Annotated in this window: 24 protein-coding genes; 22 read left to right on the forward strand and 2 right to left on the reverse strand. The window is 44.3% G+C overall.

Features of this window, described 5'->3' with window-relative positions:
- Together AB4114_RS13575 and AB4114_RS13580 are read left to right on the forward strand one after the other, a co-directional pair.
- Window positions 1-812 (forward strand): SbcC/MukB-like Walker B domain-containing protein (locus AB4114_RS13575; RefSeq protein WP_441988946.1); only part of this gene is annotated, 812 nt, incomplete at its 5' end.
- Between the two features lie 223 nt (window positions 813-1,035).
- Window positions 1,036-2,139, forward strand: coding sequence for a hypothetical protein (locus AB4114_RS13580; protein ID WP_441988947.1), 1,104 nt, complete (start codon window positions 1,036-1,038; stop codon window positions 2,137-2,139).
- A 114-nt stretch (window positions 2,140-2,253) separates the two neighbouring features.
- On the opposite strand, the gene AB4114_RS13585 is transcribed toward AB4114_RS13580, so the two are convergent.
- The gene (locus AB4114_RS13585; RefSeq protein WP_441988948.1) at window positions 2,254-3,306 is read right to left on the reverse strand and encodes a CapA family protein; all 1,053 of its coding nucleotides are present in this window, start codon (window positions 3,304-3,306) and stop codon (window positions 2,254-2,256) included.
- A gap of 430 nt (window positions 3,307-3,736) precedes the next feature.
- Here AB4114_RS13585 and AB4114_RS13590 point away from each other — a divergent pair, with 430 nt between their 5' ends.
- Complete coding sequence (locus tag AB4114_RS13590) at window positions 3,737-5,674, forward strand: stalk domain-containing protein (RefSeq protein WP_441989121.1); 1,938 nt, start codon at window positions 3,737-3,739, stop codon at window positions 5,672-5,674.
- A gap of 76 nt (window positions 5,675-5,750) precedes the next feature.
- Here the strand turns inward: AB4114_RS13590 and AB4114_RS13595 are convergent, their stop codons facing one another.
- A complete protein-coding gene (locus AB4114_RS13595) occupies window positions 5,751-7,673 on the reverse strand; it encodes an FAD-dependent oxidoreductase (RefSeq protein ID WP_441988949.1) in 1,923 nt (640 codons plus the stop codon).
- Window positions 7,674-7,857: 184 nt separating this feature from the next.
- On the opposite strand from AB4114_RS13595, the gene rsgA reads away from it, so the two are divergent.
- From rsgA to AB4114_RS13690, 19 genes are all read left to right on the forward strand, one after another.
- On the forward strand, window positions 7,858-8,928 hold the full coding sequence (gene rsgA, locus AB4114_RS13600) for a ribosome small subunit-dependent GTPase A (RefSeq protein WP_441988950.1): 1,071 nt from the start codon (window positions 7,858-7,860) through the stop codon (window positions 8,926-8,928).
- A gap of 90 nt (window positions 8,929-9,018) precedes the next feature.
- Window positions 9,019-9,369 (forward strand): histidine triad nucleotide-binding protein, encoded by a 351-nt coding sequence (locus AB4114_RS13605; RefSeq protein WP_441988951.1) that lies wholly within the window; start codon window positions 9,019-9,021, stop codon window positions 9,367-9,369.
- Window positions 9,370-9,482: 113 nt separating this feature from the next.
- On the forward strand, window positions 9,483-9,656 hold the full coding sequence (gene rpsU / locus AB4114_RS13610; protein ID WP_028558020.1) for a 30S ribosomal protein S21: 174 nt from the start codon (window positions 9,483-9,485) through the stop codon (window positions 9,654-9,656).
- Between the two features lie 8 nt (window positions 9,657-9,664).
- Window positions 9,665-10,108, forward strand: coding sequence for a GatB/YqeY domain-containing protein (locus AB4114_RS13615; protein WP_171635233.1), 444 nt, complete (start codon window positions 9,665-9,667; stop codon window positions 10,106-10,108).
- A gap of 277 nt (window positions 10,109-10,385) precedes the next feature.
- Entirely contained in the window at window positions 10,386-11,051 is a 666-nt protein-coding gene (locus AB4114_RS13620) for an NfeD family protein (protein WP_441988952.1), read from the forward strand.
- 14 nt (window positions 11,052-11,065) lie between these two features.
- A complete protein-coding gene (gene floA, locus AB4114_RS13625) occupies window positions 11,066-12,055 on the forward strand; it encodes a flotillin-like protein FloA (RefSeq protein WP_216626290.1) in 990 nt (329 codons plus the stop codon).
- A gap of 18 nt (window positions 12,056-12,073) precedes the next feature.
- Window positions 12,074-12,535 carry a hypothetical protein gene (locus tag AB4114_RS13630; RefSeq protein WP_441988953.1) on the forward strand — a complete coding sequence of 154 codons (462 nt, stop codon included), beginning with the start codon at window positions 12,074-12,076 and terminating at the stop codon, window positions 12,533-12,535.
- 482 nt (window positions 12,536-13,017) lie between these two features.
- Window positions 13,018-13,296: a sporulation protein YqfC gene (yqfC, locus tag AB4114_RS13635; RefSeq protein ID WP_171635236.1), complete on the forward strand. Its 279-nt coding sequence runs from the start codon at window positions 13,018-13,020 to the stop codon at window positions 13,294-13,296.
- A gap of 37 nt (window positions 13,297-13,333) precedes the next feature.
- Window positions 13,334-14,527 carry a sporulation protein YqfD gene (gene yqfD, locus AB4114_RS13640; protein WP_441988954.1) on the forward strand — a complete coding sequence of 398 codons (1,194 nt, stop codon included), beginning with the start codon at window positions 13,334-13,336 and terminating at the stop codon, window positions 14,525-14,527.
- Between the two features lie 7 nt (window positions 14,528-14,534).
- Window positions 14,535-15,500, forward strand: a complete 966-nt coding sequence (locus AB4114_RS13645) for a PhoH family protein (protein ID WP_441988955.1) — start codon at window positions 14,535-14,537, stop codon at window positions 15,498-15,500.
- A gap of 39 nt (window positions 15,501-15,539) precedes the next feature.
- Window positions 15,540-17,768 (forward strand): HD family phosphohydrolase, encoded by a 2,229-nt coding sequence (locus AB4114_RS13650; protein ID WP_441988956.1) that lies wholly within the window; start codon window positions 15,540-15,542, stop codon window positions 17,766-17,768.
- 18 nt (window positions 17,769-17,786) lie between these two features.
- Entirely contained in the window at window positions 17,787-18,323 is a 537-nt protein-coding gene (ybeY, locus tag AB4114_RS13655) for an rRNA maturation RNase YbeY (protein WP_171635240.1), read from the forward strand.
- On the forward strand, window positions 18,323-19,027 hold the full coding sequence (locus tag AB4114_RS13660) for a diacylglycerol kinase (RefSeq protein ID WP_441988957.1): 705 nt from the start codon (window positions 18,323-18,325) through the stop codon (window positions 19,025-19,027). Before ybeY ends, AB4114_RS13660 begins: the two co-directional genes overlap by 1 nt.
- 32 nt (window positions 19,028-19,059) lie before the next feature.
- Window positions 19,060-19,473: a cytidine deaminase gene (cdd, locus tag AB4114_RS13665; protein WP_056609726.1), complete on the forward strand. Its 414-nt coding sequence runs from the start codon at window positions 19,060-19,062 to the stop codon at window positions 19,471-19,473.
- A gap of 6 nt (window positions 19,474-19,479) precedes the next feature.
- A complete protein-coding gene (gene era / locus AB4114_RS13670) occupies window positions 19,480-20,379 on the forward strand; it encodes a GTPase Era (RefSeq protein ID WP_056609724.1) in 900 nt (299 codons plus the stop codon).
- A 94-nt stretch (window positions 20,380-20,473) separates the two neighbouring features.
- Window positions 20,474-20,626 (forward strand): YqzL family protein, encoded by a 153-nt coding sequence (locus tag AB4114_RS13675; protein WP_082593664.1) that lies wholly within the window; start codon window positions 20,474-20,476, stop codon window positions 20,624-20,626.
- 46 nt (window positions 20,627-20,672) lie between these two features.
- A complete protein-coding gene (gene recO, locus AB4114_RS13680; RefSeq protein WP_441988958.1) occupies window positions 20,673-21,422 on the forward strand; it encodes a DNA repair protein RecO in 750 nt (249 codons plus the stop codon).
- Between the two features lie 178 nt (window positions 21,423-21,600).
- Window positions 21,601-22,413, forward strand: a complete 813-nt coding sequence (locus AB4114_RS13685) for a pyruvate, water dikinase regulatory protein (RefSeq protein ID WP_441988959.1) — start codon at window positions 21,601-21,603, stop codon at window positions 22,411-22,413.
- 91 nt (window positions 22,414-22,504) lie between these two features.
- A complete protein-coding gene (locus tag AB4114_RS13690) occupies window positions 22,505-22,969 on the forward strand; it encodes a YaiI/YqxD family protein (RefSeq protein WP_441988960.1) in 465 nt (154 codons plus the stop codon).
- Window positions 22,970-22,983: the final 14 nt, after the last annotated feature.

The raw sequence follows: 22,983 nt of genomic DNA on the forward strand, positions 1-22,983 counted from the left end.
CCGCCGAAGCAGCGGCGCTGGCGCCTGAGCAGCGCCGCCAGTGGGCGCAGCTCGCGGCGGAGCACCGCGAGCGCGAGCAGGCGCTGCGCGCCCAGCTGGCGCAGCTGGCAGCGAAGCTGCAGGGCCGCGTGCTGAGCGCGGCCGAGTGGGCGCAGTCGCAGGCGCAGCTGAGCGACGCGAAGGCTTGCGCCGAGGCCGCGTTGGAGGCGCGGGCCAAGGCGGCGCAGGGCGCCAGCGAGCTCGCTGCGCGGCACTTGCGCTGGTGCGAGCTCGAAGCGCAGCGCGCTGAGCAGGCGACGCAACTAGAACGGCTTGGCAAGCTGCAAGCCGTGCTCAAGGCCAATGCCTTCGTCGAGTACCTTGCCGAAGAGCAGTTAATGCAAGTAAGCCGCGCGGCATCCGAGCGACTTGGTGAGTTAACGCGTCGACGATATGGGATTGAAGTCGACTCGGGAGGTGGCTTCGTCATTCGTGACGATGCGAATGGCGGGGTGAAGCGACCAGTTGGCACGCTATCGGGTGGGGAAACCTTCCTTACCTCGTTAGCATTAGCATTAGCCTTGTCCGCTCAGATTCAGCTGAAAGGCGAATATCCATTGGAGTTTTTCTTCCTTGATGAAGGCTTCGGCACGCTGGACCAGGAGTTGCTGGACATGGTTATTGGTGCACTGGAGAAGCTGCATACAGATCGACTAGCTGTAGGTGTCATCTCGCACGTACCCGAACTCCGCGCTCGACTCGTACGCAAGTTAATTGTTCAACCCGCAGAACCATCTGGCCGCGGGAGCCGCATTTCTCTTGAAGAACTATAAAAAAGTTTATTAATAAACGCCACTTTTTATCTCGAAATAGTCCGTGAAGATCAGCTTTTACTACGCTGCGCATCTCACTTTCTTATCACCTCCATTAAGGCTAATGACCCACTATCGGTCATTAGCCTTTTTTTGTTTCCTGTATGCCCCTTAGGTAAAGGCATCATGCCGAATCGTACAAGTTGGCATACACTGCACCAACATGACGAAAAGGGGAATGTGCATGGCAACATTTCATGAAGCACTGAAACATAAGAATCGTCTCTCGCCTGTATTATTGAAAAGGGCAGAGGTTATGGGCGTAGGCGTCGGGTACGCAGATCCCAAAAAACCAACCGCAGGTGCGAGTGTCATTGTATACACCCACCAAAAAATCGTGCCATCAGGATTAAATAATCTGAAAAGCGTTGCTTCTAAATTAGGTTCGTCCGTTCCCGTGCGTTTTCTCTCTGCGGATTCTTTTAAAGCACATGTGTTAAAAGCACCTAAACCCAAAGTGTACAAAGCAACTTCTTTTCAAAGCAGAAATCGTCCAGTACCAGGGGGCGTAAGTATTGGTAAGACGAATCCCTCCGCGACAGGAACTGCAGGCTTAATTGTCATCAAGAACAATCAACTTTACATTCTAAGTAACAACCATGTGTTAATCAGAGATAATTCGTCTGCATTCTCTGAAACGGTCCAACCTGGTCCGGCAGATGGCGGAACATCGGGAGCTGATCCTGTAGGAAGAGCTTATCAATTTGTACCGTTACGCCCTGGTGAAGTTAATTATCAAGATTCGTCTATTGCCCTTCCTACCTCAAACAGCCTATTAAACCCAAGGTATTTACGAAGTGCATCGGGCGACTTAATTACAGTCCCAGGCCATCTTCTAAGTTATCCGGTTGGACTTCAAGTGTTTAAATCAGGTCGTACTTCAGGAGCTGTAAGGGGAACAGTGGAGTCAAATAATGTAGATGTTCGTGTGTCATATGGCGGTAGTTTAGGTACGCTGCTGTTTCGCAATCAGACTGTCATTGTTGGAACCTCGGGTCCAGTATCACTTCCAGGTGATTCGGGCTCTGTCTGGCTCCGTTCCAGCGATCGTTATGCGGTAGCACTCAATTTCGCCGGTCCGGCGGATGGTTCTCGTTCCATTAGTAATCCGATCGGTGTAGTTATGGCATCTTATGGTGTGCGTACCGCTATTCCGGCTGCAGGTGGCACGTATATCGCAGGTAAAATAAAAGGGATTGCTCCTCATGGTGATGCCTCTTATGTACAGCCTTTGACAGCGCAACAACGGAAGCGTACTAGAGCTATTTTGGTGAAATCCCATAAATGAAATAAGTAGGTAGAACTGGAATTACAATGGCTGTTCACATAAAACGAGGTGATCGCAATCCTTATTTATGTTTAATAGCCATCGGTCATTCCTTTACATATTTCCACGACTCAATCATTTACTGGCAAACCCAGTCTCTGGTCGAAACATCTCCCCCTCGAGTGCCACCCCATAAGAAATAGACTTCAAATAAGCTAATTGCTTTTCTGCATAAACGGAACCTTTAGAGACGATTTGATTTTTTTCAATGTAAAAAGGTTGAAAAGACATCTCGATTTGCCCATCATCGAGCTTCAAATGGAGCAGACCCGTGTCTGCTTTCGGGCCAGTTACGTAGTCAGGGAATAGGAAATTACCGATCGAATAGGCAATAGGCTTGCCTTTGTAATACTCAAAACCTTGCAGTACATGCACGTGACTCCCAATGATGGCATCTGCTCCTGCATCTATCATTTGTTTAGCAAATTCGCGTTGCCAAGCCTCAGGGCGATTATTCATCTCCACCCCCCAATGCAGGTAGACGAGAACATAATCGGCATCCTTACGTTCCTGAGCAATCGCATCGAGCACTGGCTTTCTATCGTAGGCCTGAGCAATACCAGGCTTGTTCTTGCCTGCAAACCAATCTCCAGTTGGGATGAACCGAGAGAAAGCGAGGAATTTTACTGTTTTTCCCTTCAAATTTACACTCTTTGCTTGATACGCCTCTTGTGCATTCAGACCACCTCCCACATAGAGCAATCCAGCTTTGTCTAAATGGGAAAGTGTATCGAGAAACCCCTTTTGCAAGAAATCCATAGAATGATTATTGGCAACGGATACCATATCAAAGCCAGCATTTTTCAGACCAGTAAGGGATTCAGGATTCGATTTGAAATTGTAGATCTGATTGGTATCCTTTTCATTCTCCAGGGTTACTGCCGTTTCAAGATTGACGAATGAGAAATCCGCCTGTTCAATCTCGGATTGAATATGCATAAAGGGATAATCAGGACCGTTGCGGTTGATTGCTTCTTTGACAGACCAATCGAACATCGCATCGCCGGCATAGAGAATATGCAAGGGTTCCGACCTATCTTGTTGGGTTGGAGCTGGTTGTACATATACGACATTCGGAGAATTATCATCATCGATTGTGCTGAGAATGGAGGGAGGTGTTTGACTCATATCTTCATCTAATCCAGTCACCTTCGTCGTTGGTATGGGTTCCAAAACATGTAGGTTGTTTAAGTCCTGTGAAGCTACAGTTGATTTTGATTCATTAGGAGTTGACTTCATTCCAATGGACAAGGGGTTAAGGGCGGCTTCACAACCAACAAATAACGAACATATACAAACTGCCATCAGGAAAACTGACCCTTTATTTTTCATGTGATGGAACCTTTCACACTCTTATTTTCTATATTTTAACAATGGTTAATTGCAAAAGGGATCGAACCGTCGTGGTGAAATCATCAAATTTGGGTCAATTTTGCCTGATAGGTAGTGGGATATTGTAATTTTTTTAAGTAATATGCTACTTTTCTGTGACTCATAACGTATCAAGTACAAGCGAATATTTTAGAACATCATGAAAGGGAGTATATAACAATTGAAAATGAATAAACGAATAGGAATTCTTTCACTGGCTGTTGGTATTCTTGCAGCGGGTATGGCGGGGGCACCAGTACCTGTACGTGCGGATGTTGTTTGGGATCATTGGAAACAAGCTGACTCGTTGCAAGCGTCTGGAAATTCCAAAGCAGCGGTTCCTCATTGGATATATCTAGCTGATTACTATGCAGGTGCAGGGGACTGGGAGAATGCGGCTCTTTTCAGTGGCAAATTAGACAAATATTTTGATGAGATCGGCGATTATGATCAAGCAATTCGTTATTATGAGCAGGAAAATCAATATTGGGTCCATGCAGGCAAGGATTGGGGTGCTGTCAAATTACAGCGTGCTGATCAAATTCGGACAACCGTTGAATTATACCGGGAAGAAAATATCGAGAGCATCGTCGAGGATCGCTCTGAATCAGCTGGATCCCGTTTGGCCAAGTTTGAACCAGCATATGGTACATATTTAGGCATGTATTCCGAGCAAGATCCTAAAGTCGGTAATACTTTTACTAAAATGCAATCCGTCTACGGTAAAAAGCATGCGATTTACTTAGCTTATGCACATTGGGGACAAGGTTTTCCATCCTCCTATGCGAAGCGCGCCAAAGATGCTGGTGGTGCTTTGCAAATCGCTTGGGAGCCAGACAATGGGCTAGATCCTGTTACAGATGGAGCTTATTTAAGGAGCTGGGCGAAAGAGGCGAAAGCTGCTGGAATTCCAATATTTTTACGATTTGCAGGAGAAATGAACGGTGCATGGGTGAAATGGCATGGGAATCCTGCGCAGTATATCGCGAAGTTTAGAATGCTTCATGATGTATTTGCGACAGACGCGCCTAACGTGGCTATGGTGTGGAGCCCTGGGGATGTACCGGCGAATGATATTGATCCCTACTATCCAGGTGATGCGTATGTGGACTGGGTTGGTGTCAGTTTATATATTGAGCCTTACGAAAATGGAGACCCATCACTGCCATCCATGCTTGCGACTAGTAACGTAGAAAGACTTACAAGATTGTACAACACTTATGCAGATCGTAAGCCTTTGATGCTGAGTGAGACTGGCGTTCCGCATTATTCGCATTCGGCTGGTGAGGATTACACGGAATGGGCGAAGCTGAACCTACAACGGTTGTATGAAATTATGCCTTACAAATATCCAAGATTGAAAGCTATTACGTATTTTAATGTGGATCAGCAAATGAATAACGCAAAGAACGATTACTCGTTATCGACTTCCTCTGACATTCAAAACTACTACAGCAAGTTGATTGCTAATCCTTATCTTCTTTCTGAAGTGAAGGATGCAGCTAAACCTGCGGACCGTGTAGGTTATGTGCCGATTGATGCTGATCATCAAGCATTTACGAAGCAAACGAGAATCATTCCTTTTATCAAAATACCTGAAGTATACATTGGTAAAGTGGAGTATCTGTTGAATGGTCGAGTTATTGCTACTCAAACGAATTTGCCTTACGGGTTAGACCTTAAAGCTGGCGAGGTGCCAGAAGGCTCTGTTCTGCAGATGCGTATCTTGAATAAATCCGGCCAACAAGTGGCTTTCCGCACGTTTGGAATATCATCACAAGTTTCCGTGAATATCAATGGTACTGTACAGCAATTTGAACAAGCCCCTGCGATTGTAAATGGATCGACATTTACACCGCTTCGTGCCATTTTCGAAGCTATGGGAGCTAAAGTTGATTATGAAGCTGCAACCCGATCTGTCACGGCAACCAAAGGGAACACGACCGTCAAGCTGACACTTGACCAAAAAACGGTCTATGTGAATGGCAAGCCGATTGAGTTGGAAGAACCAGCCAGACTAGTCAATGGCTACACGCTTGCGCCTGCTAGATTCGTAGGTGAAACTTTTGGCGGTATCGTCAATTGGGATGGGGCAACGAGAACGGTGTCCATTACCAGCAAATAAAGCGAAAAAGCTGTTTCAATTTCTGACAACACGTCAGATCTTGAACAGCTTTTTGTTGTTAATTCATTTCTCGAATTTATACGTTCTGTAAAGCTTGTTCCACTTCCTGTACGATAGACAATGCCGCGCTGCGTGCACTCGAGAATGCGCGTTCAGCAAGCTCGCCTTTACCTGTGCAGCCATCTCCACAGAAGTAGAACGGAATATTTTCCACACGAGTTGGCAAAAGTCGATTAGTCGCAATGTTTTTCACACTGGATACCATTGCTTTCTTCGAAACTCTCTTAACCGCGGTAACATCGCGCCAGCCTGGGTAATGCATGTCGAAGAGGGCTTCCATTTGAGAAGTTTTATTATCCAAATAGGCCTTGCGTTCCTCGTCGTTATCGAATTTATCACTAAGGTAAGCGATACCTTGAAGCAGTTGACCACCTTCTGGGACAAGAGTATGATCCGTTGCGGAAACATCGCTGATGAATAGTTTATTATCCATATCACTGATATAACTAAATGGTCTAGCGACGACGCGGCTTAATCCAATGTCATACACCATTACTTCGGTTGCTGTGTTGGATTCATAAGGGGCTAAGAATGGCTCCCAAGCCGAACCTTTAAGTAGTTTTACTACTTGTTGAACCGGCATCGCGAAGATCACTTTATCAAATGCCATTTCACGGGTTTTCGTTTTTAATACAAATTTCCGATCTTCATAACGAAGTCCATCGACACCTTCCTGCAAGGCGATTTCCCATTTGCCGGAAGAGGTCATCTTCTGTTTTAGTTGATTTGTGATAACAGCCCAGCTGCCCAAGACATAGTTAACAGGTTTGCTAGACAAGAACAAGTTGTGATAATACTCGCTAATTACAGCGCCGGACACGTTGCGAGCATCTTCCGGTGTAATGAAGAAGTTGGAGCAAACCAAATGCTCCCACAGCTCTTTAACATCTTCATCGGCGTTTGACTCGGCAAGGTAGTCGGCCAAAGTAGCGTAGTTTTTTATATTGTGGATATTTGCAATAATAGCCGCAATTTCGCCAACAAAACGAACTTTTTGAATCGTGCTTAGCAGATCAGTTTTGAGAAGGTTAATGGCATCCAGCGGTGCAGTTGTCAGTTGATTGTGCTTTGCATAGACGACTTTGCGTTTATCTACTTGTTTAGAGGAGAAGGACAGACCGAGCTCACGTTCCATCGTAGTCAGGGTATGACGATCAATTCCGTAGATGGCGTGCGCGCCGTAGTTGAGCGTGAAGCCTGCTTTCTCATACGTAAAGGCACGCCCTCCGAGCTGTGGACTACGCTCAAATAAAATACCTTCTACGTGTGGATTCTCTGATAAATACGCGGCTGCTGTTAATCCAGCTAAACCTCCGCCAATAATAGCTACTTTCATTCGCTTTTCCTCCTTGGGGACGGGTTCTACCTGCAGCGATGCGTAAGGTTCCTCAGAACGAAGACCTACCCAAAGCCAGGCTAAGTTGTTTTTCATCATGGAGAGTAGGTCGGCATCATCTTGATTGCACCAAGTAAGGATCGTTCCGGTATACATGCATACGAGTAGTTCAATCTTTTTGGGCTCCGGGAGCCAGTGCATTAAGCTTTGAGTCAAGACTTTCAATTGCTGTAGTTCTTCGGATTTTACCGTATCATTTTGTAAAGAAAGTGCCTGCAAACTACGAATTAGTCTCGGTGACATTTGAATATTCGACGCTAAGTCTAAAAATAGACGATTAATATGACCTTCTAGCGATTGTACCTTCGAAGGGGGCTGTTTCACCCACTCCTGAATTAATTGTGTTTGTTTACTGTATAACGCTGAAATAATGGCATCTTTACTTTTGAAATAATGATAGAAGGTTCCTTTGGAGGTGCTGGTTGCTGCGATAATATCATCGACAGAAACATTCTCGTAGCCTTTCTCCATGAACATCGTTAGGGCAACTTCCATCATCACATCACGCTTTTTGCGGGTCGAGGCTCTCATGAATTGACTCATCCGCTCACTCCATTCAAACGATCCATTTACACTTATTATATGCAAAAATAGACTTTCAGTCTACAAGTGAATTGACCGGTGTCAAATAGGATCCGCGGATTAAATAATCTAACTCATTCTTTCCCGTGTGGGGCGAATCAGTTCGGTATATACTGCACATTAGAACCCCTTGAGAGGATGTAATATGGACTTGAATAAAGCAGATTTAGGATGGCATGTAAGTTTCGAAAAAGCATTTGAACCCTTTCTTAACGAAGAAGGATTTGTCGCAGGCCGCGTCTCCTTAGAACATAAACATATGTATCGCGTTCAAACGGAAGTTGGCGAAGTGTTGGCTGAAGTTTCCGGCAAAATGCGTCACCAAGCGCTACGTCGCGAGGATTACCCTGCGGTAGGGGATTGGGTAGTATTATCAATCCGTGAAGGAGAGCAGCGTGCTGTGATCCATGCCGTGCTTCCTCGTCGAAGTAAGTTTTCCCGTAAAGTGGCTGGACAAGTCACGGAAGAGCAAATTGTTGCAACCAATGTAGATACCGTTTTTCTGGTAAACGCTTTGAATCAGGATTTTAATGTTCGCCGAATTGAGCGCTACCTAGTACTCGCATGGGAAAGCGGTGCTAATCCCGTCATCGTATTAAGCAAGTCTGATCTGTGCGAGAATCCAGATGAGTTGGCGGCTGAAGTAGCGGCTGTTGCCATTGGCGTACCCATTCATATTATTAGCTCTGCCGAAAATCGAGGCTTAGATGAACTTGCTGCCTACATGACTCGCGGACAGACGGTGGCACTTCTAGGCTCATCAGGGGTAGGGAAATCAACCTTAGTGAATCGTATTTATGGCAGAGATATTTTGAACACGGGAGATATTCGATCGGGCGATGACAAAGGAAAGCATACGACAACGCATCGTGAGCTGATTTTACTGCCGGATGGCGGTATTTTGATCGATACACCAGGGATGAGAGAGCTGCAGCTTTGGAACGCTACCGAAGGGTTGAGCACATCCTTTCAGGATATTGAGGAATTCGCCGAGCAATGCTTCTTTCAAGATTGTAAGCATGAGAATGAACCGAAATGTGCAGTGAAATCTGCGCTAGATTCGGGAGCTTTGTCCGCGGAGCGTTTTCAGAATTATGTGAAATTACAGAAGGAACTGGCTTATTTGGCTCGCAAAGAGGACAAAGGACTTCAAGCAGCTGAGAAGGCAAAATGGAAGAAGATCCACCAATCCCTCAAAAGTCAACCTCATCGCTAATTTCGATAAGATTTGGATTGGATTTTTTGAGTGCTTTCCGATAAACTTATAACTAAGTAGGATAACAATGTCGGGAGGACGAATGGATCAATGAGTGATTGTATTTTTTGTAAAATCATTGCGGGGGATCTCCCTTCTAAGAAAGTCTATGAAGATGATCAGATTCTAGCTTTTCATGATATTCAGCCAGCAGCACCGATTCACGTCCTTATTATTCCGAAGAAACACTTTGCTTCTTTAGCGGCAGGACAGCCGGAAGATTGGGCAGTTGTGGGACAAATGCAGCGTGCGGCTGCGCAAATTGCTAGAGAGCTAGAGGTAGAAGAATCCGGTTATCGTGTGATCACGAACATTGGAGCAAACGCCGGTCAAATTGTTCACCATTTGCATTATCATTTGATGGCAGGTGCGAGATTGGCACCCCTTGGGRTCCATAACTAATCTTTCTAGTAGGAAAGATCAGTTTGCGATTGACACCCTAATTACTATCACCTATAATGAGATTTGATGAACCGTTTTGTCTTAGATGGTCTGTTCGGAGGGAGGGAAAACTGTTGTCAGAAACTCGAGTTCGTAAGAACGAAACTATAGATGCTGCACTTCGTCGCTTTAAGCGTTCCATCGCTAAGGATGGCGTTCTTGCAGAAGTAAAGAAACGTAAGCATTATGACAAGCCTAGCGTTAAGCGTAAGCTTAAATCTGAGGCTGCTCGTAAAAGAAAGTTCTAGGAGGCAACATGAGCTTAAGCGATCGATTGAACGAAGATATGAAACAAGCGATGAAGAGTCAGGACAAGTTTAAGCTCTCTGTAATTCGAATGGTACGTTCTACGATTAAGAATTCTGAGATTGATCTGAAAAGACCCTTAGACGACAATGAAGTGCTTGATGTTCTAACTCGTGAGATCAAACAGCGTAAGGATTCCCTCCAAGAATTTAGCAAGGCAGGTCGTGACGATCTAGCCGACAACCTGAAGGCGGAACTTGTTATTCTAGCTGAGTACATGCCGCAACAGCTTTCTGAGGAAGAAGTGAAAGCCATTGTACAGCAGACCATCCAGCAAATTGGTGCTTCTTCCAAAGCGGATATGGGCAAAGTGATGACGGCATTGATGCCTCAGGTTAAAGGACGCGCTGATGGTAAACTTATCAATCAGTTAGTTCAACAATTATTAGGTTAATACCAAATATGTTTTGTGAAGACCAAGTGGATCATTTCCATTTGGTCTTTTTTCTTCCACATTAGAAAGTATAAGTTTTCGGTTCCCGAAAACGTCTTGCTAATTGGCGATAAAAACAACCATAAAAACGCGGTCGCACATCCTCGAATGACTTCGATAGAAGTTTTTCTCACAGTTTAAGTGCTTTTTTAAAATTTCTACTAAATTCCGAAACAGTTCATAAGTTAATACGTACATACCTTATGAGAAGAAGTTTGAAGGGAAGGAGTGAACGACGATGTTTCTCGATAATCTATCCGCGTTTCTGACTCACCCTGTGACAGGTACCGTATTATTGATGGTTGGGATTATTGGTATAGCGCTGGAACTGCTTTTTTTCAGTAGTGGATTGTTGGCCTTGGCGGGGGTTGCTGGCTTTGGTTTATATTTCTTAGGTTTTTACTTGGCTGGCTTTGCAAGTTTTGGAGACTTAGCTATCTTGGGACTTGGTTTGGTTCTCTTGATTTTAGAATTGGTTGTGCCCAGTTTCGGAATTCTAAGTGTTCTAGGGGCGATTTGCTTATTCGGCGGTGTACTGATGGCTTCTTCAGATCCTAAGGAAGCAGCGTACATGTTAATTATTGCTTTGCTAGTCGCCCTTGTAGTTGTCATTGCTGCAATTAGGACGTTTAAACATCGCGGCGTTTGGAACCGTTTCATTCTGAAGGAACAGCTAACCACGAGCAAGGGCTTTACATCGAGCCCTGATCGCTCTAATTTAGTTGGTTTGACGGGAGAAGCCATAACGCCATTGCGACCTGCAGGAACGGCATTAATTCAAGGAGAACGTGTTGATGTTGTCACGCATGGTAGTTTTATTTCGGTCAATAAAGCAATAATCGTTGTGGAAGTTGAAGGAGTTCGTGTTGTAGTGAAAGCCGTGGATGACCAACCAAATCATTAGGAGGATACAAACAAATGACGATTGAACCAGGTTTATATTTGGTACTGCTTGCAGCMATCATTATTATTGTATTATCGATTTTACTAAGTGTTGTTCCAGTTATGCTATGGATTTCTGCGCTGGCTTCTGGTGTAAGAATCAGCATTATTACACTGATTGCTATGAGACTCCGTCGGGTAACACCAAGTCGCATTGTGAACCCAATGATTAAAGCAACGAAAGCCGGGATTGATCTTAGTGTCAATCAGTTGGAAAGTCACTACCTAGCTGGAGGTAATGTTGACCGTGTTGTGAACGCATTAATTGCTGCGCATCGTGCCAAAATTCATTTGGAGTTTGAGCGCGCGGCAGCCATTGATTTGGCAGGTCGTGATGTGTTGTTAGCTGTTCAAATGAGTGTAAATCCACGTGTCATTGAAACGCCGAATGTTTCAGCCGTCGCGAAGAACGGTATTGAGGTAAAGGTCATCGCGCGAGTTACGGTTCGTGCAAACATTGATCGACTCGTAGGTGGAGCCGGTGAAGAGACCATTATTGCGCGTGTCGGAGAGGGGATCGTTACAACCGTAGGTTCCAGCGAATCTCATAAGGATGTCCTAGAAAATCCAGACATGATCTCCCGCACTGTTTTAGGTAAAGGCTTGGATGCAGGGACAGCTTTTGAAATTCTGTCTATTGATATTGCGGATGTGGATGTTGGTAAAAATATTGGTGCTCATTTGCAAACAGAGCAAGCGGAGGCAGACAAACGGATTGCTCAGGCGAAAGCAGAGGAACGCCGCGCGATGGCTGTTGCAGCAGAACAGGAAATGAAAGCGCGAGTTGTTGAAATGCGTGCTAAGGTTGTTGAGTCGGAATCGCAAGTCCCACTTGCCATGGCTGAAGCTCTGCGAAATGGTCAATTAGGGGTCATGGATTATATGAATCTCAAAAATATTGAATCTGATACGCAAATGCGTTCCTCTTTAGGCAAAGTCAACGATGGAAAAAATGAAAAAGAATAAGGTTTGTGAGGTGATCAATTGGAACAGCTGATCGCATTCTTATTTAAGAACTGGTATTTGGTCATTATAGCGTTAACCTTTTTCTAYCAAATACAAAGCAGACGCAAGCGAGCTGAGCAGAATACTTCAAGTAAAGGTATGCCGACCTTTGGAGACGGTCCAGGCGACGCTAGAAGGCCTGTAGAAGCGAAGAAAGTGCAACCAGGACATATGACTCCATCCGGTCGTTCGGAACGCGTACGAGACGAATTTAATCAGTCTGGTCTTGGTAAATCAACCACAACAGCTCAGAAACAGAAGCCATCACCCTTCACACCGGTTGTGAAAAGTGGACCAACTGTAAGTTCACCTACTTATGCAGATGAGATCTCAACCGCAAGCCAATTTCCAGACCAACCGAGTAGGAATCAAGTTCTTCAAGGCGTTGTTTGGGCAGAGATATTAGGTCCGCCACGTGCCAAAAAGCCATACGGTAGATGAAATGATGTAAATAACGCCCTTTTGCAATTGCGAAAGGGTGTTTTTTTGCGTACACGCCAGTATATAGGTTTGATGGCTTGGAGTAAGCGCGGTGCATCCATAATCCCAACATAGATGGAAAACCTGCAGTTAATTTTAACCATTTTACCCGATCTGAACAAAAGTAGCTGTTTTAACTACATGTTTTACATTTAAATCGAATTTTTGAGAGGATTTCTCATAAATAGATGTACATTTTCCAGTTAAACAAAAGTGAAAAGTACTTGTCTCTCTAAGCCTATTAACACCACCAACAACGTCCGACCTCCGAGATCCCGTGCCTGATCCTCTGCGTCCATGCCAAGCAATTACTCATATGTCCGAAGTGTATGGTGCAGTCGTTTATTCAGCATAAAAGCGGCTGCTGTCGCATAATTTGGTAGAAAGTCTATGCGCTTTTTCTGCATTCTCGATCTTCTAGTTAGAGGGGGTACTGCCCAGCTATGCGTCGCTTGACCCGCAAATGGAACCAGTTCACGGCCAAGATCCTTGATCTTCCCCAAGATGTTGTACAGGATTTGCCGCGAATCACGATGATCGGCAACGTACAGCTATATGTTGAGAATCACCGGGGCGTACTGCATTTTTCCAGTGAGATTCTGAAGCTGGAGTTATCGAAAGGAACGCTGGAAGTATGCGGCCAACAGTTGGTCATAAGAGCGATTCTTTCAGAAGAAGTATTCATTGAAGGCATCATCGATCATGTAAAATATATGCCTTAATGTAGTGGTAGTGCGAATGAGAACTGGAGGCTGAGTCATGAAACAATCCCTATTCATTGCCCGTTTGCGTGGCTATGTACGCATACAAATTAGAGGCAAGGACTGCGAAAGGTTGATTCGTCCCATGGTGGTGGGGGGCTTCTCCATTTGGGATATTCAAACTGGCAAAGATGGGAAGCTGGAGCTGTGCATTCTTATCAAAGATTTCTTCCGACTTCGGCCGCTTTTGAAACGGACAGGCTGCAGAGTACACGTGGTGGAGCGATTTGGGCTGCCATTTTTTATGGATAAAATTGGACGGAGAAAAGTGTTATTTGGCGGTATAGCTGCTTTTATTATTAGTCTCTATGTGCTCACGTCATTGGTGTGGCAAGTGTCAGTAGACGGTAATGACCGAATTGCATCGTCTGACATTTTGCAGGCTGCATCCAAGCAAGGCATCCATAAGTTTCAGTGGAAATTTAAGTTGGACAAGACCGAGGAGCTCTCTCGTGCTATTCAGCAGCAACTTCCTAGTGCAGCGTGGGTTGGCGTCGAAATTCGAGGAACGCATATTATCATTAAGGTTGTTGAGGCGACCATCCCTGGAAAAGATCCATTGAAAAATCCACGAAACATTGTGGCATCCAAAAGTGCGCTCGTAACGGAAATACAGTCGGTGAAAGGAAAACCGATGGTTAAACCGAATACCTATGTGCGCAAAGGGGCTATTTTGATCTCAGGTACGATTGGTGATGAGCAAAATAGTCAAATCGTGGTCGCAGATGGTAAGATAAAAGGAGTGGTCTGGTATACCTCCCGAATCGAAGCTCCGCTTACGAAACAATATAAGGTCTTCACGGGTGAAACCGAACATCGAAGTTATCTCGTAGTAGGTTCAAGAGCGTTGCAGCTTACAGGCTATGGGAAGACGGCATTCGAACAATTTGAAACGATACCTGATCGCAAAACATTAGCTTGGCGCTCCTTTTCAATCCCTCTAGGATGGCTTCATGAGAAAATAATGGAGGTACATGTCGTCGAAGAGCCAGTGGAAGCAGCGAACGCGAAAAAGGTGGGTTTAGAGCAAGCTAGAGCCAAATTATTGGCTGCTGCAGGCGAGGATGCAAGGATCGTTGGAGAAAAAATTTTGCATGAAAAAACAGAGAATGGTAAAATTTATATAGACGTTCATTTTGAGGTCGAAGAGAATATTGCTGAAGAACAACCAATAGTGACACAAGGAGAATGAGGCCCTGTTGATAGAAAATGCGCAATCTGTAAAAATTACATTGAAAAATCCAAATGAAGGACTAGCTTTGTTTGGTCCGCAGGATAAATTCTTACATATCATCGAACGGGAAATTGAAGCTCAAATCTTTACGCGCGAAGCCGAAATCACAATTCAAGGCAGAGCTGCGGAAGTGAACTCACTTCAGCAGCTTTTTGAAGTTCTGCTGCAGCTGATTCGTAATAATTACACGGTAACTGAGCGAGATGTTCTATATGCCGTTGAGTTAGCGAAGCAAATGAAAGCAGAACAACTATTGGATCTGTTCAAAGGTGAAATTACATCCACACATAAAGGAAAGCCGATTCGTGTCAAAACGATTGGGCAGAAGAAGTATGTGGACACGATCAAGAAGAAAGATATTGTCTTTGGGATAGGTCCAGCAGGAACAGGTAAGACGTATTTAGCTGTTGTTCTTGCCGTGACGCGATTGAAAGAAGGGGCTGTCAAACGTATTGTCCTCACACGTCCAGCTGTCGAAGCAGGGGAAAGTTTAGGGTTTCTGCCAGGGGACTTACAGGAAAAAGTTGACCCTTATTTACGCCCATTGTATGATGCTCTTAATGATGTCCTAGGGCCTGAGCAAGTTGCGAAGTCACTAGAGCGAGGACTCATCGAAATCGCCCCATTAGCCTATATGAGAGGGCGTACGTTGGATGATTCCTTTATCATTCTGGATGAGGCACAGAACACGACGCCAGAGCAAATGAAAATGTTCCTAACGAGACTTGGTTTCGGTTCCAAAATGGTCATTACAGGCGATGTGACACAGATCGATTTACCCAGAGGAAAGTCATCTGGCTTGGTTGAAGCGTCCCGTATTCTTAGTGGTATTGAAGAACTAGGGTTTATTTATTTTGATGAAGGTGATGTTGTACGTCATTCACTTGTACAGAAAATAATTGTTGCCTATAACGATGAAATGAATAAGTAATGATGTAGGTTGGACAGATAGAGAGGAATGACCTCCGTAATGAAAAATGAAGTGCAAATGAAGGGCAAATTTCATTACCGGCTGAGCGGATGGAAATACAATACAGGCTTAAGAGTAATCTTGTTTCTCATATTGGGATTGATATTCTATGTCACATTGTATGCTAAGCTCGTTCCACAAGTTTTCGACATTACCTTAGGTATGAAGAGTGAGAAGACGATTTATGCGCCAGAGCAGATTGAGAACGCTGTCGCAACAGAGCAAGCCAAAGAAGATGCTGCGAAGCGCGTTCAACCTGTTTATCGGATCGTTAATCTCAAGAATGAAGTTATTAGTGATGCTATTTTTGATAAATTATCTCAGATCAACGCCGATGAAGAAGTGAAGTTCGATGACAAGGTCAGCATTTACCGCCGTGTCATTCCACAACTTATAAGTGATCTGACGAATGATGCCATTAAATCATTGCGCAATAGTGGGCAATATAATGATTTGTTGCTGGAACAAATTCAACTCGGACTATCGGACCAGAAATATCCGCTTCCAGAAGAGGTTTATTTTAAACTGCCTCGCTTGACCAAGGAAGAGCTCGCGGACATGCGTATTGTGACGAAAGATATTGTCACCAAGCTGATGATTGACGAAATCTTGGATGCACAAACAGCCAGGGCTAAGGTTGCAGAAGTGGTGAATACGTCTAACTTAGCGAAGAATACGTCTCGCGAGATGGTAACCGAGATAGCCAGAGCGTTGATTACCCCGAATAAATTCTTTGATCAAAAAGGTACCGATGATGCGAAAGGACAAGCACGGGGCAACATGAAGACCGTTTTTATTAATAAGAATGATGTCCTGGTTAAAGCCGGAGATGTCATTACGGAAGAAATATACACGCGGTTGGAGAAGTTGAAGCTGCTAAAGGATAAAGCGAATCATTTGCCTCAGCTCGGCCTTGGTATCCTTTGTGCACTCTTGTCCTTTGCGATCTTTATATTTGTTAGACAGAGTAACTTACAGGTCAAATACAATAATTCACAACTGGTTATGCTTGTTCTCATCTTCGTGTTGAATATTGCTGGTATGAAAATCATTTCGCTGCTCCAGAATTTTGATTATCCATTTATCGGATATCTGGCACCGACAGCACTCGGCAGCATCTTAATCGCTATATTACTGGATGCACCGCTTGCTTTTATTTCATCGGTTTTGTTCTCTACAATTGCTAGTATTATTTTTAATACAGAACACGATGCGTTATTCGATTTCCGGTTTGGCTTAGTTAGCTTAGTTATTTGTTTTAGCGGTGTATTTACGATTCAACGTGCAAGTCAGCGTGCGACTATTTTGAAAGCCGGCTTAATGATCGCCTTTTTCTCCATGTTAACGATCACGGCGATGCTTTTGATGGAAGACCACTTTCAACAACGAGAAGCACTGATGTCTCTGTCTTTCGCTACTGCTGGAGGACTGGTAACCGTCGTTTTCGTCATCGGGCTGCTTCCGTTTTTTGAAGCTTCATTCGGAATCTTGTCCCCGCTTAAGCTGGTAGAGCTTTCGAATCCGAATCATCCACTGCTTCGCAAGCTGTTAACGGAAACACCAGGTACGTATCATCACAGTGTGATGGTGGGCAACCTGTCCGAAGCGGCTGCTGAATCCATTGGGGCAGATGGGCTTTTGTGCCGGGTAGGTTCGTACTATCACGATATTGGCAAAACCAAACGGCCTAGCTACTTTATTGAAAATCAAACGAATATCGAGAATCCGCATGATCGTATAGATCCGAATCTTAGCAAGTCCATTATTATTGCGCATCCGCGCGATGGTGTTGATATGCTGAAGGATTATAAAATGCCTAAACCGATCCGCGATATCGCTGAACAGCATCATGGGACAACGCTACTGCACTTTTTCTATCATAAAGCGAAGAAGCAAGCTGAAGAAGAGAATAGTGAGAAAGGGATACGTGAAGAGGATTTCCGTTATCCTGGGCCTAAAGCACAATCGAAGGAAGCGGCTATTGTCGGAATTGCAGATAGTGTGGAGGCAGCGGTACGTTCATTGCGTAACCCGACCCTTGAACAAATCGATTCCATGGTAACCAAAATTATTAAATCACGCTTGGACGATGGTCAATTCAACGAATGTGACCTCACATTGAAGGAGCTTGATAAGATCGCCAAAACATTGAATGAAACTTTGTTAGGCATCTTCCATTCTCGCATTGAATATCCAAGTGAATTAACGGCTAAGAAGCCAGGAGCATAAGAAGGAGGGCTTATCCCTATGGCAAGTGTAGATTTGACATTAGCATGGAGCAGTGAACAGGAAGAGAAAGAAATCTCGCCTGCGTTCATTGAAAAGCTCGAGGAGCTTCTCAAGCTTGCAGGTGAGATTGAAGGTGTATCCGAAGGTGAGGTTGCCCTCACGTTCGTTGATGACGAGACGATCCAAGATTTGAACAAGCAATATCGCAATTTAGACAAGCCTACAGATGTTCTCTCCTTTGCGATGAGTGAATTTGGGGATGATGAGATTCAGATTAACTATGAAGATGATGGTGACGATTCTGAGGGAGAGCTTGAAGAAGGCGAAACCGTATCAGAGGCGTTCATCGAGCCGCTTGGCGATATTATTATTTCCGTACCACGTGCGATTGCGCAAGCAGAAGAATATGGTCATTCTGTCGAACGAGAGCTTGGATTTCTATTTGTCCATGGCTTCTTGCATCTGATTGGATATGATCACCAGAGTGAAGAAGAAGAGAAAGTGATGTTCGCTAAACAGGAGGACATTTTGCAGAAGGCAGGCTTGACACGCTAATGTCAAGCGGCTTCCGTAAATGGCGCAGAAGTTTTCGGTATGCCTATGAAGGAATCAAATATGCACTAGATACGCAGCGAAATATGAAATTTCATTTTTCCGTTGCGTTTCTTGTGTTATTAGCAGCTCTTTTCATTCATTTATCCAAAACTGATATTTTGTTTATTTTGTTGGCCGTCACTCTTATGATTGTCACAGAATTAATTAATACGGCTGTCGAGAAAACGGTGGATCTAGCTATGCCAGACCGCCATCCGCTAGCCAAAATTGCGAAGGACGTCGCCGCGGCGTCCGTATTGGTGTCTGCTATGTTTGCAATCGTTGTCGGCTTAGTTGTTTTCTATGAGCCAGTCGACCGATTGTTAAGGCATGCCAGACTCGAAGAAACTCCGATGTCAGCGGGTGCGATATGGATCTTGATTGCACTAGTCATGCTAACTGTTATCGTGATTGAGACAAGGTTCTCGGACAAAGGGAAACTAGTTAGACCCAGTTTATTAACAGCTATCGCCTTTGCGATTGCTACTGTCATATTGGTATTAGTCACCGAAACAATCGCCGCGTTACTTGGGTATACGCTGTCTATTCTTATCCTTATTGTCTTGTATGATAAGAAAACAAGGCCTTTCCCAGCGCTTTTTTTGGGGGCAATAATTGGTATTGTCGTGACGCTCCTCGCTTTTTCATGCTTAAACATGCTATAACTTAACTATTACTAAAAKGGGTGGGGATGGCTATGAATCCGCAAGAACTCATTGAATTCGCCAAAGAAGCGATGAAGCGAGCCTATACGCCTTATTCTAACTTTCAGGTCGGTGCCGCATTATTGGACGCGAATGGACATGTGCATTTAGGGTGTAATGTCGAAAATGCAGCCTATGGACCGACGAATTGTGCCGAGAGAACTGCGTTATTCCGTGCTATTGCAGATGGGCATCCGAGGGGATCCTTTCAAGCAATCGCGGTAACTGGAGATACGGAAGGGCCGATTTCGCCATGCGGCGTATGTCGACAAGTATTAATTGAATTGTGCGAACCGGAAATGCCTGTTTATTTGAGTAATCTCAAAGGAGCTTTCGTTCAAACGACGGTGGCTGCTTTATTGCCAGGCGCTTTTACAACGAAAGATTTGCACACAAATGGAGGATAAGTAGAAGTGGCCAAAAAAGAATTTAAGTCAGGGTTTGTCGCGATTATCGGACGCCCGAATGTCGGTAAATCAACACTAATGAACCAAATTATCGGACAAAAGATTGCGATCATGTCAGATAAGCCTCAAACAACTAGAAATAAGATCCATGGCGTATATACTTCGGATAATGGGCAAATTGTATTTCTAGACACACCAGGTATCCATAAACCAACATCTAAGCTAGGCGATTACATGAGTAAAGTTGCTCATGGGACACTTGGTGAAGTAGATGCTGTATTATTTTTAGTTGACGTTGCAGATGGTATAGGTGGTGGAGACCGTTATATTATCGAGCAGTTAAAGCATATTGAAACGCCAGTCATTTTGGTCTTAAATAAAATCGACCTCGTTCAGCCTGAGGCGCTGCTTGCCATTATTACGAATTACAAAGACCTGTACAATTTCGCTGAAATCGTACCTGTATCTGCGTTGAAAGGGAACAATGTAACGACGCTTCTCGAGCAAATTATTCGCTACTTGCCGGAAGGACCTCAATATTACCCTGCGGATCAAATTACCGATCACCCGGAGCAATTCGTGTGTGCGGAGCTTGTACGCGAGAAAATTTTGCATATGACAAGGGAAGAAATTCCACACTCTATTGCCGTCCAGATTGAAGATATGCGTGTCGAACCGAATGGAATCGTTCATATCTCCGCGGTCATTTTCGTGGAGCGTGAGTCGCAAAAAGGAATTGTCATCGGTAAACAAGGTGCGTTGCTGAAAGAAATTGGGCGACAAGCCCGTCGGGATATTGAAACACTACTGGGTTCCAAAACATTCTTGGAATTATGGGTGAAAGTCAAGAAAGACTGGAGAAATCAAGACAGAGTCCTTCGAGATCTCGGTTTCCGTCACGAGTAAATTTTTTTCCTAAGAGTTCCAGTTTTTACATCGCATACTGAGGCGCCTAATGCACATCCTATGAACATCACGTTCGATGGGGAGGATGCTGAACATGAAAGATTTTTCGTGGACGTATTTTTCAAAGACCGGTGATGTGGACGCCTATCTGCTGTACAAACAAGTAACGGGAGAACCTGGCATGGATTCAGAAGTGCAAGAAGAGGATCAAAGTAACGAAGAGCCGCTCGATGGTCTGAATATGTGATATAAAGAATTCGTATATTCAGAGCGGCATTCATGGGGGAAGCTATTTGCTGCATAGCGTTCAAGGAATTGTCATTCGTAGCATGGACTAYGGAGAAGGTAACAAAATTATTCGTTTATTCACCCCCGAGCTGGGGAAAGTAGGAGTTATGGCTCGCGGAGCGAAGAAACTGAAAAGCAAACATGGCGCCGTTACGCAGCTGTTTACGTACGGCGATTTTGTTTTTTTTAAACAACGAGGTCAGATGGGATCTCTTAACGGTGCCGAAATTATTGAGGCTCATCATGCTCTACGTGAAGACTTGCATAAATCTGCCTATGCTTCCTATTTAGCAGAGATGACGGATCGTATGCTGGGTGATGAAGAGGGGAATAACTACATATTCGAACAGCTTAAGGCTGGTTTGATGGCAATCGAAGATAATAAGGACATGCAAATTGTCACCCATTTGTATGAAATGAAAATGTTTGATTTAGCTGGTTATTTACCAATAACGGATGCCTGTGTTGCTTGTGGTGAAACCGCTGGAATCACGACTTTCGGCCCAAATATGGGTGGTACGTTATGTAGCCGCTGTCGATATAAAGATGCCTCTGCGATTGCCATTGGTGAAGGTGCGCAGAAACTGCTTAGACTTTTTCCAAGAATGGATATGCGCAGATTGGGTTCCGTTCAAGTGAAAGAGGAGACCAAAGAGCAGCTTAAGCAATGCATGCGTGCTTACATGGACATTCATATCGGTGTACAGTGGAAAGCAAGAGGATTTATTGAACAAATGGAGAAATACAATATTTAAATGAATATGTGCTTCAATTGACATGTGTTTCTCCCTTTGTTATGATGTGGTGGAAAACACCTCGCCCTTGTGCTGTCCGCATATCGGTGAGGTTTTTCTCATGCTGTCGTTCTGTTCTGATGTTCTTTACATACAAATGCTAGTGTAGGGTCTGTCCCTGCTGAAAGGGGTTAGGAAGATGGAACATCCACAACCTACTCGTGTTTATGTTGTTTCGGATTCTGTCGGTGAAACAGGAGAATCTGTCGTTCGGGCAGCTGCTATGCAATTTCATCCAGTGCCTGTTGAAATCGTACGTGCTCCTTTTATTCACGATTTCGAGGGTATTGATAAAGTGATCAATGGGATTCGAACGCATGGAGGAATCGTTGTATTTACGCTAGTTATCCCCGAACTTCGGGATGATTTGATTACGAAAGCGAAACAATATGATATTCCCTATATCGATTTGCTTGGACCTGTTGTGACGACGTTAGGAAACGCATTGCGGCAAGAACCGCGCAGACAACCTGGGATGATCCATCCACTGGATGAAGATTATTTCAAGAAAGTCGAAGCCGTTGAGTTTGCCGTTAAATATGATGATGGTCGAGATTTTAGCGGCATTCAGAAAGCCGATATTATTCTATTAGGGGTATCACGTACGTCCAAAACACCGTTATCCATGTATTTGGCACACAAAAGATTGAAAGTGGCGAATGTGCCGTTAGTTCCGGAAATGCAGCCGCCTGCTGCCATTTATACCGTGCCAAAGGATAAGATTATTGGCCTGCGCATTGACCCTGATAAGTTAAATGTAATTCGCCAGGAAAGACTTCGTACACTTGGACTTGCAGAAAATGCAACCTATGCGAATGTAGAACGTATTAAAATAGAACTGGATTTTGCTGATAAAATTATGAGTAAAATCGGGTGTGTCATCTTTGATGTATCAAACCGTGCTGTTGAAGAAACAGCCAGTTTAATAATGGATCACATTGAACATATCTAGTAAGCTTTTATGTTCTGGCTTGCAGGATTTTTTGCAAGTCCATCGTATATAATAGTACGGTGAGATTTCTTCTGAAGGCAGGGGCTGACACTTGAGTGCAAGAAGTATTATCGTTGATGCCGATGCTTGTCCTGTAAAGTCGGAAATCGAACAGGCAGGTAGACAGTTTGGCGTACAAGTTGTTCTAGTTGCTTCATTCGATCATAAKATGAAGGAAAGTCCAGGCGTGAAGGTAGTTCAAGTAGATCGTTCCGATCAATCTGTCGATTTATATATTGCCAATCAGATTCGGTCAGGTGATATTCTGGTAACACAAGACTTTGGACTCGCCGCGTTAGGTTTAGCGAAGGGTTCGATTTGTTTGACGAATCGGGGGCAGGAATATACCGATAGTTCGATTGATTATCTGTTGGAACGCCGCCATGCCTCCGCCAAAATGCGAAGAAATGGTAAGCACACGAAGGGGCCAAAACCCTTTACAGAGACGGATCGCAAAAATTTTCTACATGGTTTGACAAATCTTTTAAAAAAATTGCAGGAAATCGAAAACAAGTAGCGAATAGTAATTAG

Source organism: Paenibacillus sp. 2RAB27 (assembly GCF_052115445.1).
In the GTDB taxonomy this organism is placed as follows: domain Bacteria; phylum Bacillota; class Bacilli; order Paenibacillales; family NBRC-103111; genus Paenibacillus_E.

Excerpts from the sequence above, each read along its gene's own strand:
- AB4114_RS13595 (WP_441988949.1), bottom strand. The coding sequence starts at position 7,673 with ATGAGTCAATTCATGAGAGCCTCGACCCGCAAAAAGCGTGATGTGATG.
- AB4114_RS13660 (WP_441988957.1), top strand. The coding sequence starts at position 18,323 with ATGTCAAGCGGCTTCCGTAAATGGCGCAGAAGTTTTCGGTATGCCTAT.
- AB4114_RS13650 (WP_441988956.1), top strand. The coding sequence starts at position 15,540 with ATGAAAAATGAAGTGCAAATGAAGGGCAAATTTCATTACCGGCTGAGC.
- AB4114_RS13615 (WP_171635233.1), top strand. The coding sequence starts at position 9,665 with ATGAGCTTAAGCGATCGATTGAACGAAGATATGAAACAAGCGATGAAG.
- AB4114_RS13620 (WP_441988952.1), top strand. The coding sequence starts at position 10,386 with ATGTTTCTCGATAATCTATCCGCGTTTCTGACTCACCCTGTGACAGGT.
- ybeY (WP_171635240.1), top strand. The coding sequence starts at position 17,787 with ATGGCAAGTGTAGATTTGACATTAGCATGGAGCAGTGAACAGGAAGAG.
- AB4114_RS13685 (WP_441988959.1), top strand. The coding sequence starts at position 21,601 with ATGGAACATCCACAACCTACTCGTGTTTATGTTGTTTCGGATTCTGTC.
- rsgA (WP_441988950.1), top strand. The coding sequence starts at position 7,858 with ATGGACTTGAATAAAGCAGATTTAGGATGGCATGTAAGTTTCGAAAAA.
- AB4114_RS13675 (WP_082593664.1), top strand. The coding sequence starts at position 20,474 with ATGAAAGATTTTTCGTGGACGTATTTTTCAAAGACCGGTGATGTGGAC.
- AB4114_RS13585 (WP_441988948.1), bottom strand. The coding sequence starts at position 3,306 with ATGAGTCAAACACCTCCCTCCATTCTCAGCACAATCGATGATGATAAT.
- yqfC (WP_171635236.1), top strand. The coding sequence starts at position 13,018 with ATGCGTCGCTTGACCCGCAAATGGAACCAGTTCACGGCCAAGATCCTT.
- yqfD (WP_441988954.1), top strand. The coding sequence starts at position 13,334 with ATGAAACAATCCCTATTCATTGCCCGTTTGCGTGGCTATGTACGCATA.
- cdd (WP_056609726.1), top strand. The coding sequence starts at position 19,060 with ATGAATCCGCAAGAACTCATTGAATTCGCCAAAGAAGCGATGAAGCGA.
- AB4114_RS13580 (WP_441988947.1), top strand. The coding sequence starts at position 1,036 with ATGGCAACATTTCATGAAGCACTGAAACATAAGAATCGTCTCTCGCCT.
- AB4114_RS13590 (WP_441989121.1), top strand. The coding sequence starts at position 3,737 with ATGAATAAACGAATAGGAATTCTTTCACTGGCTGTTGGTATTCTTGCA.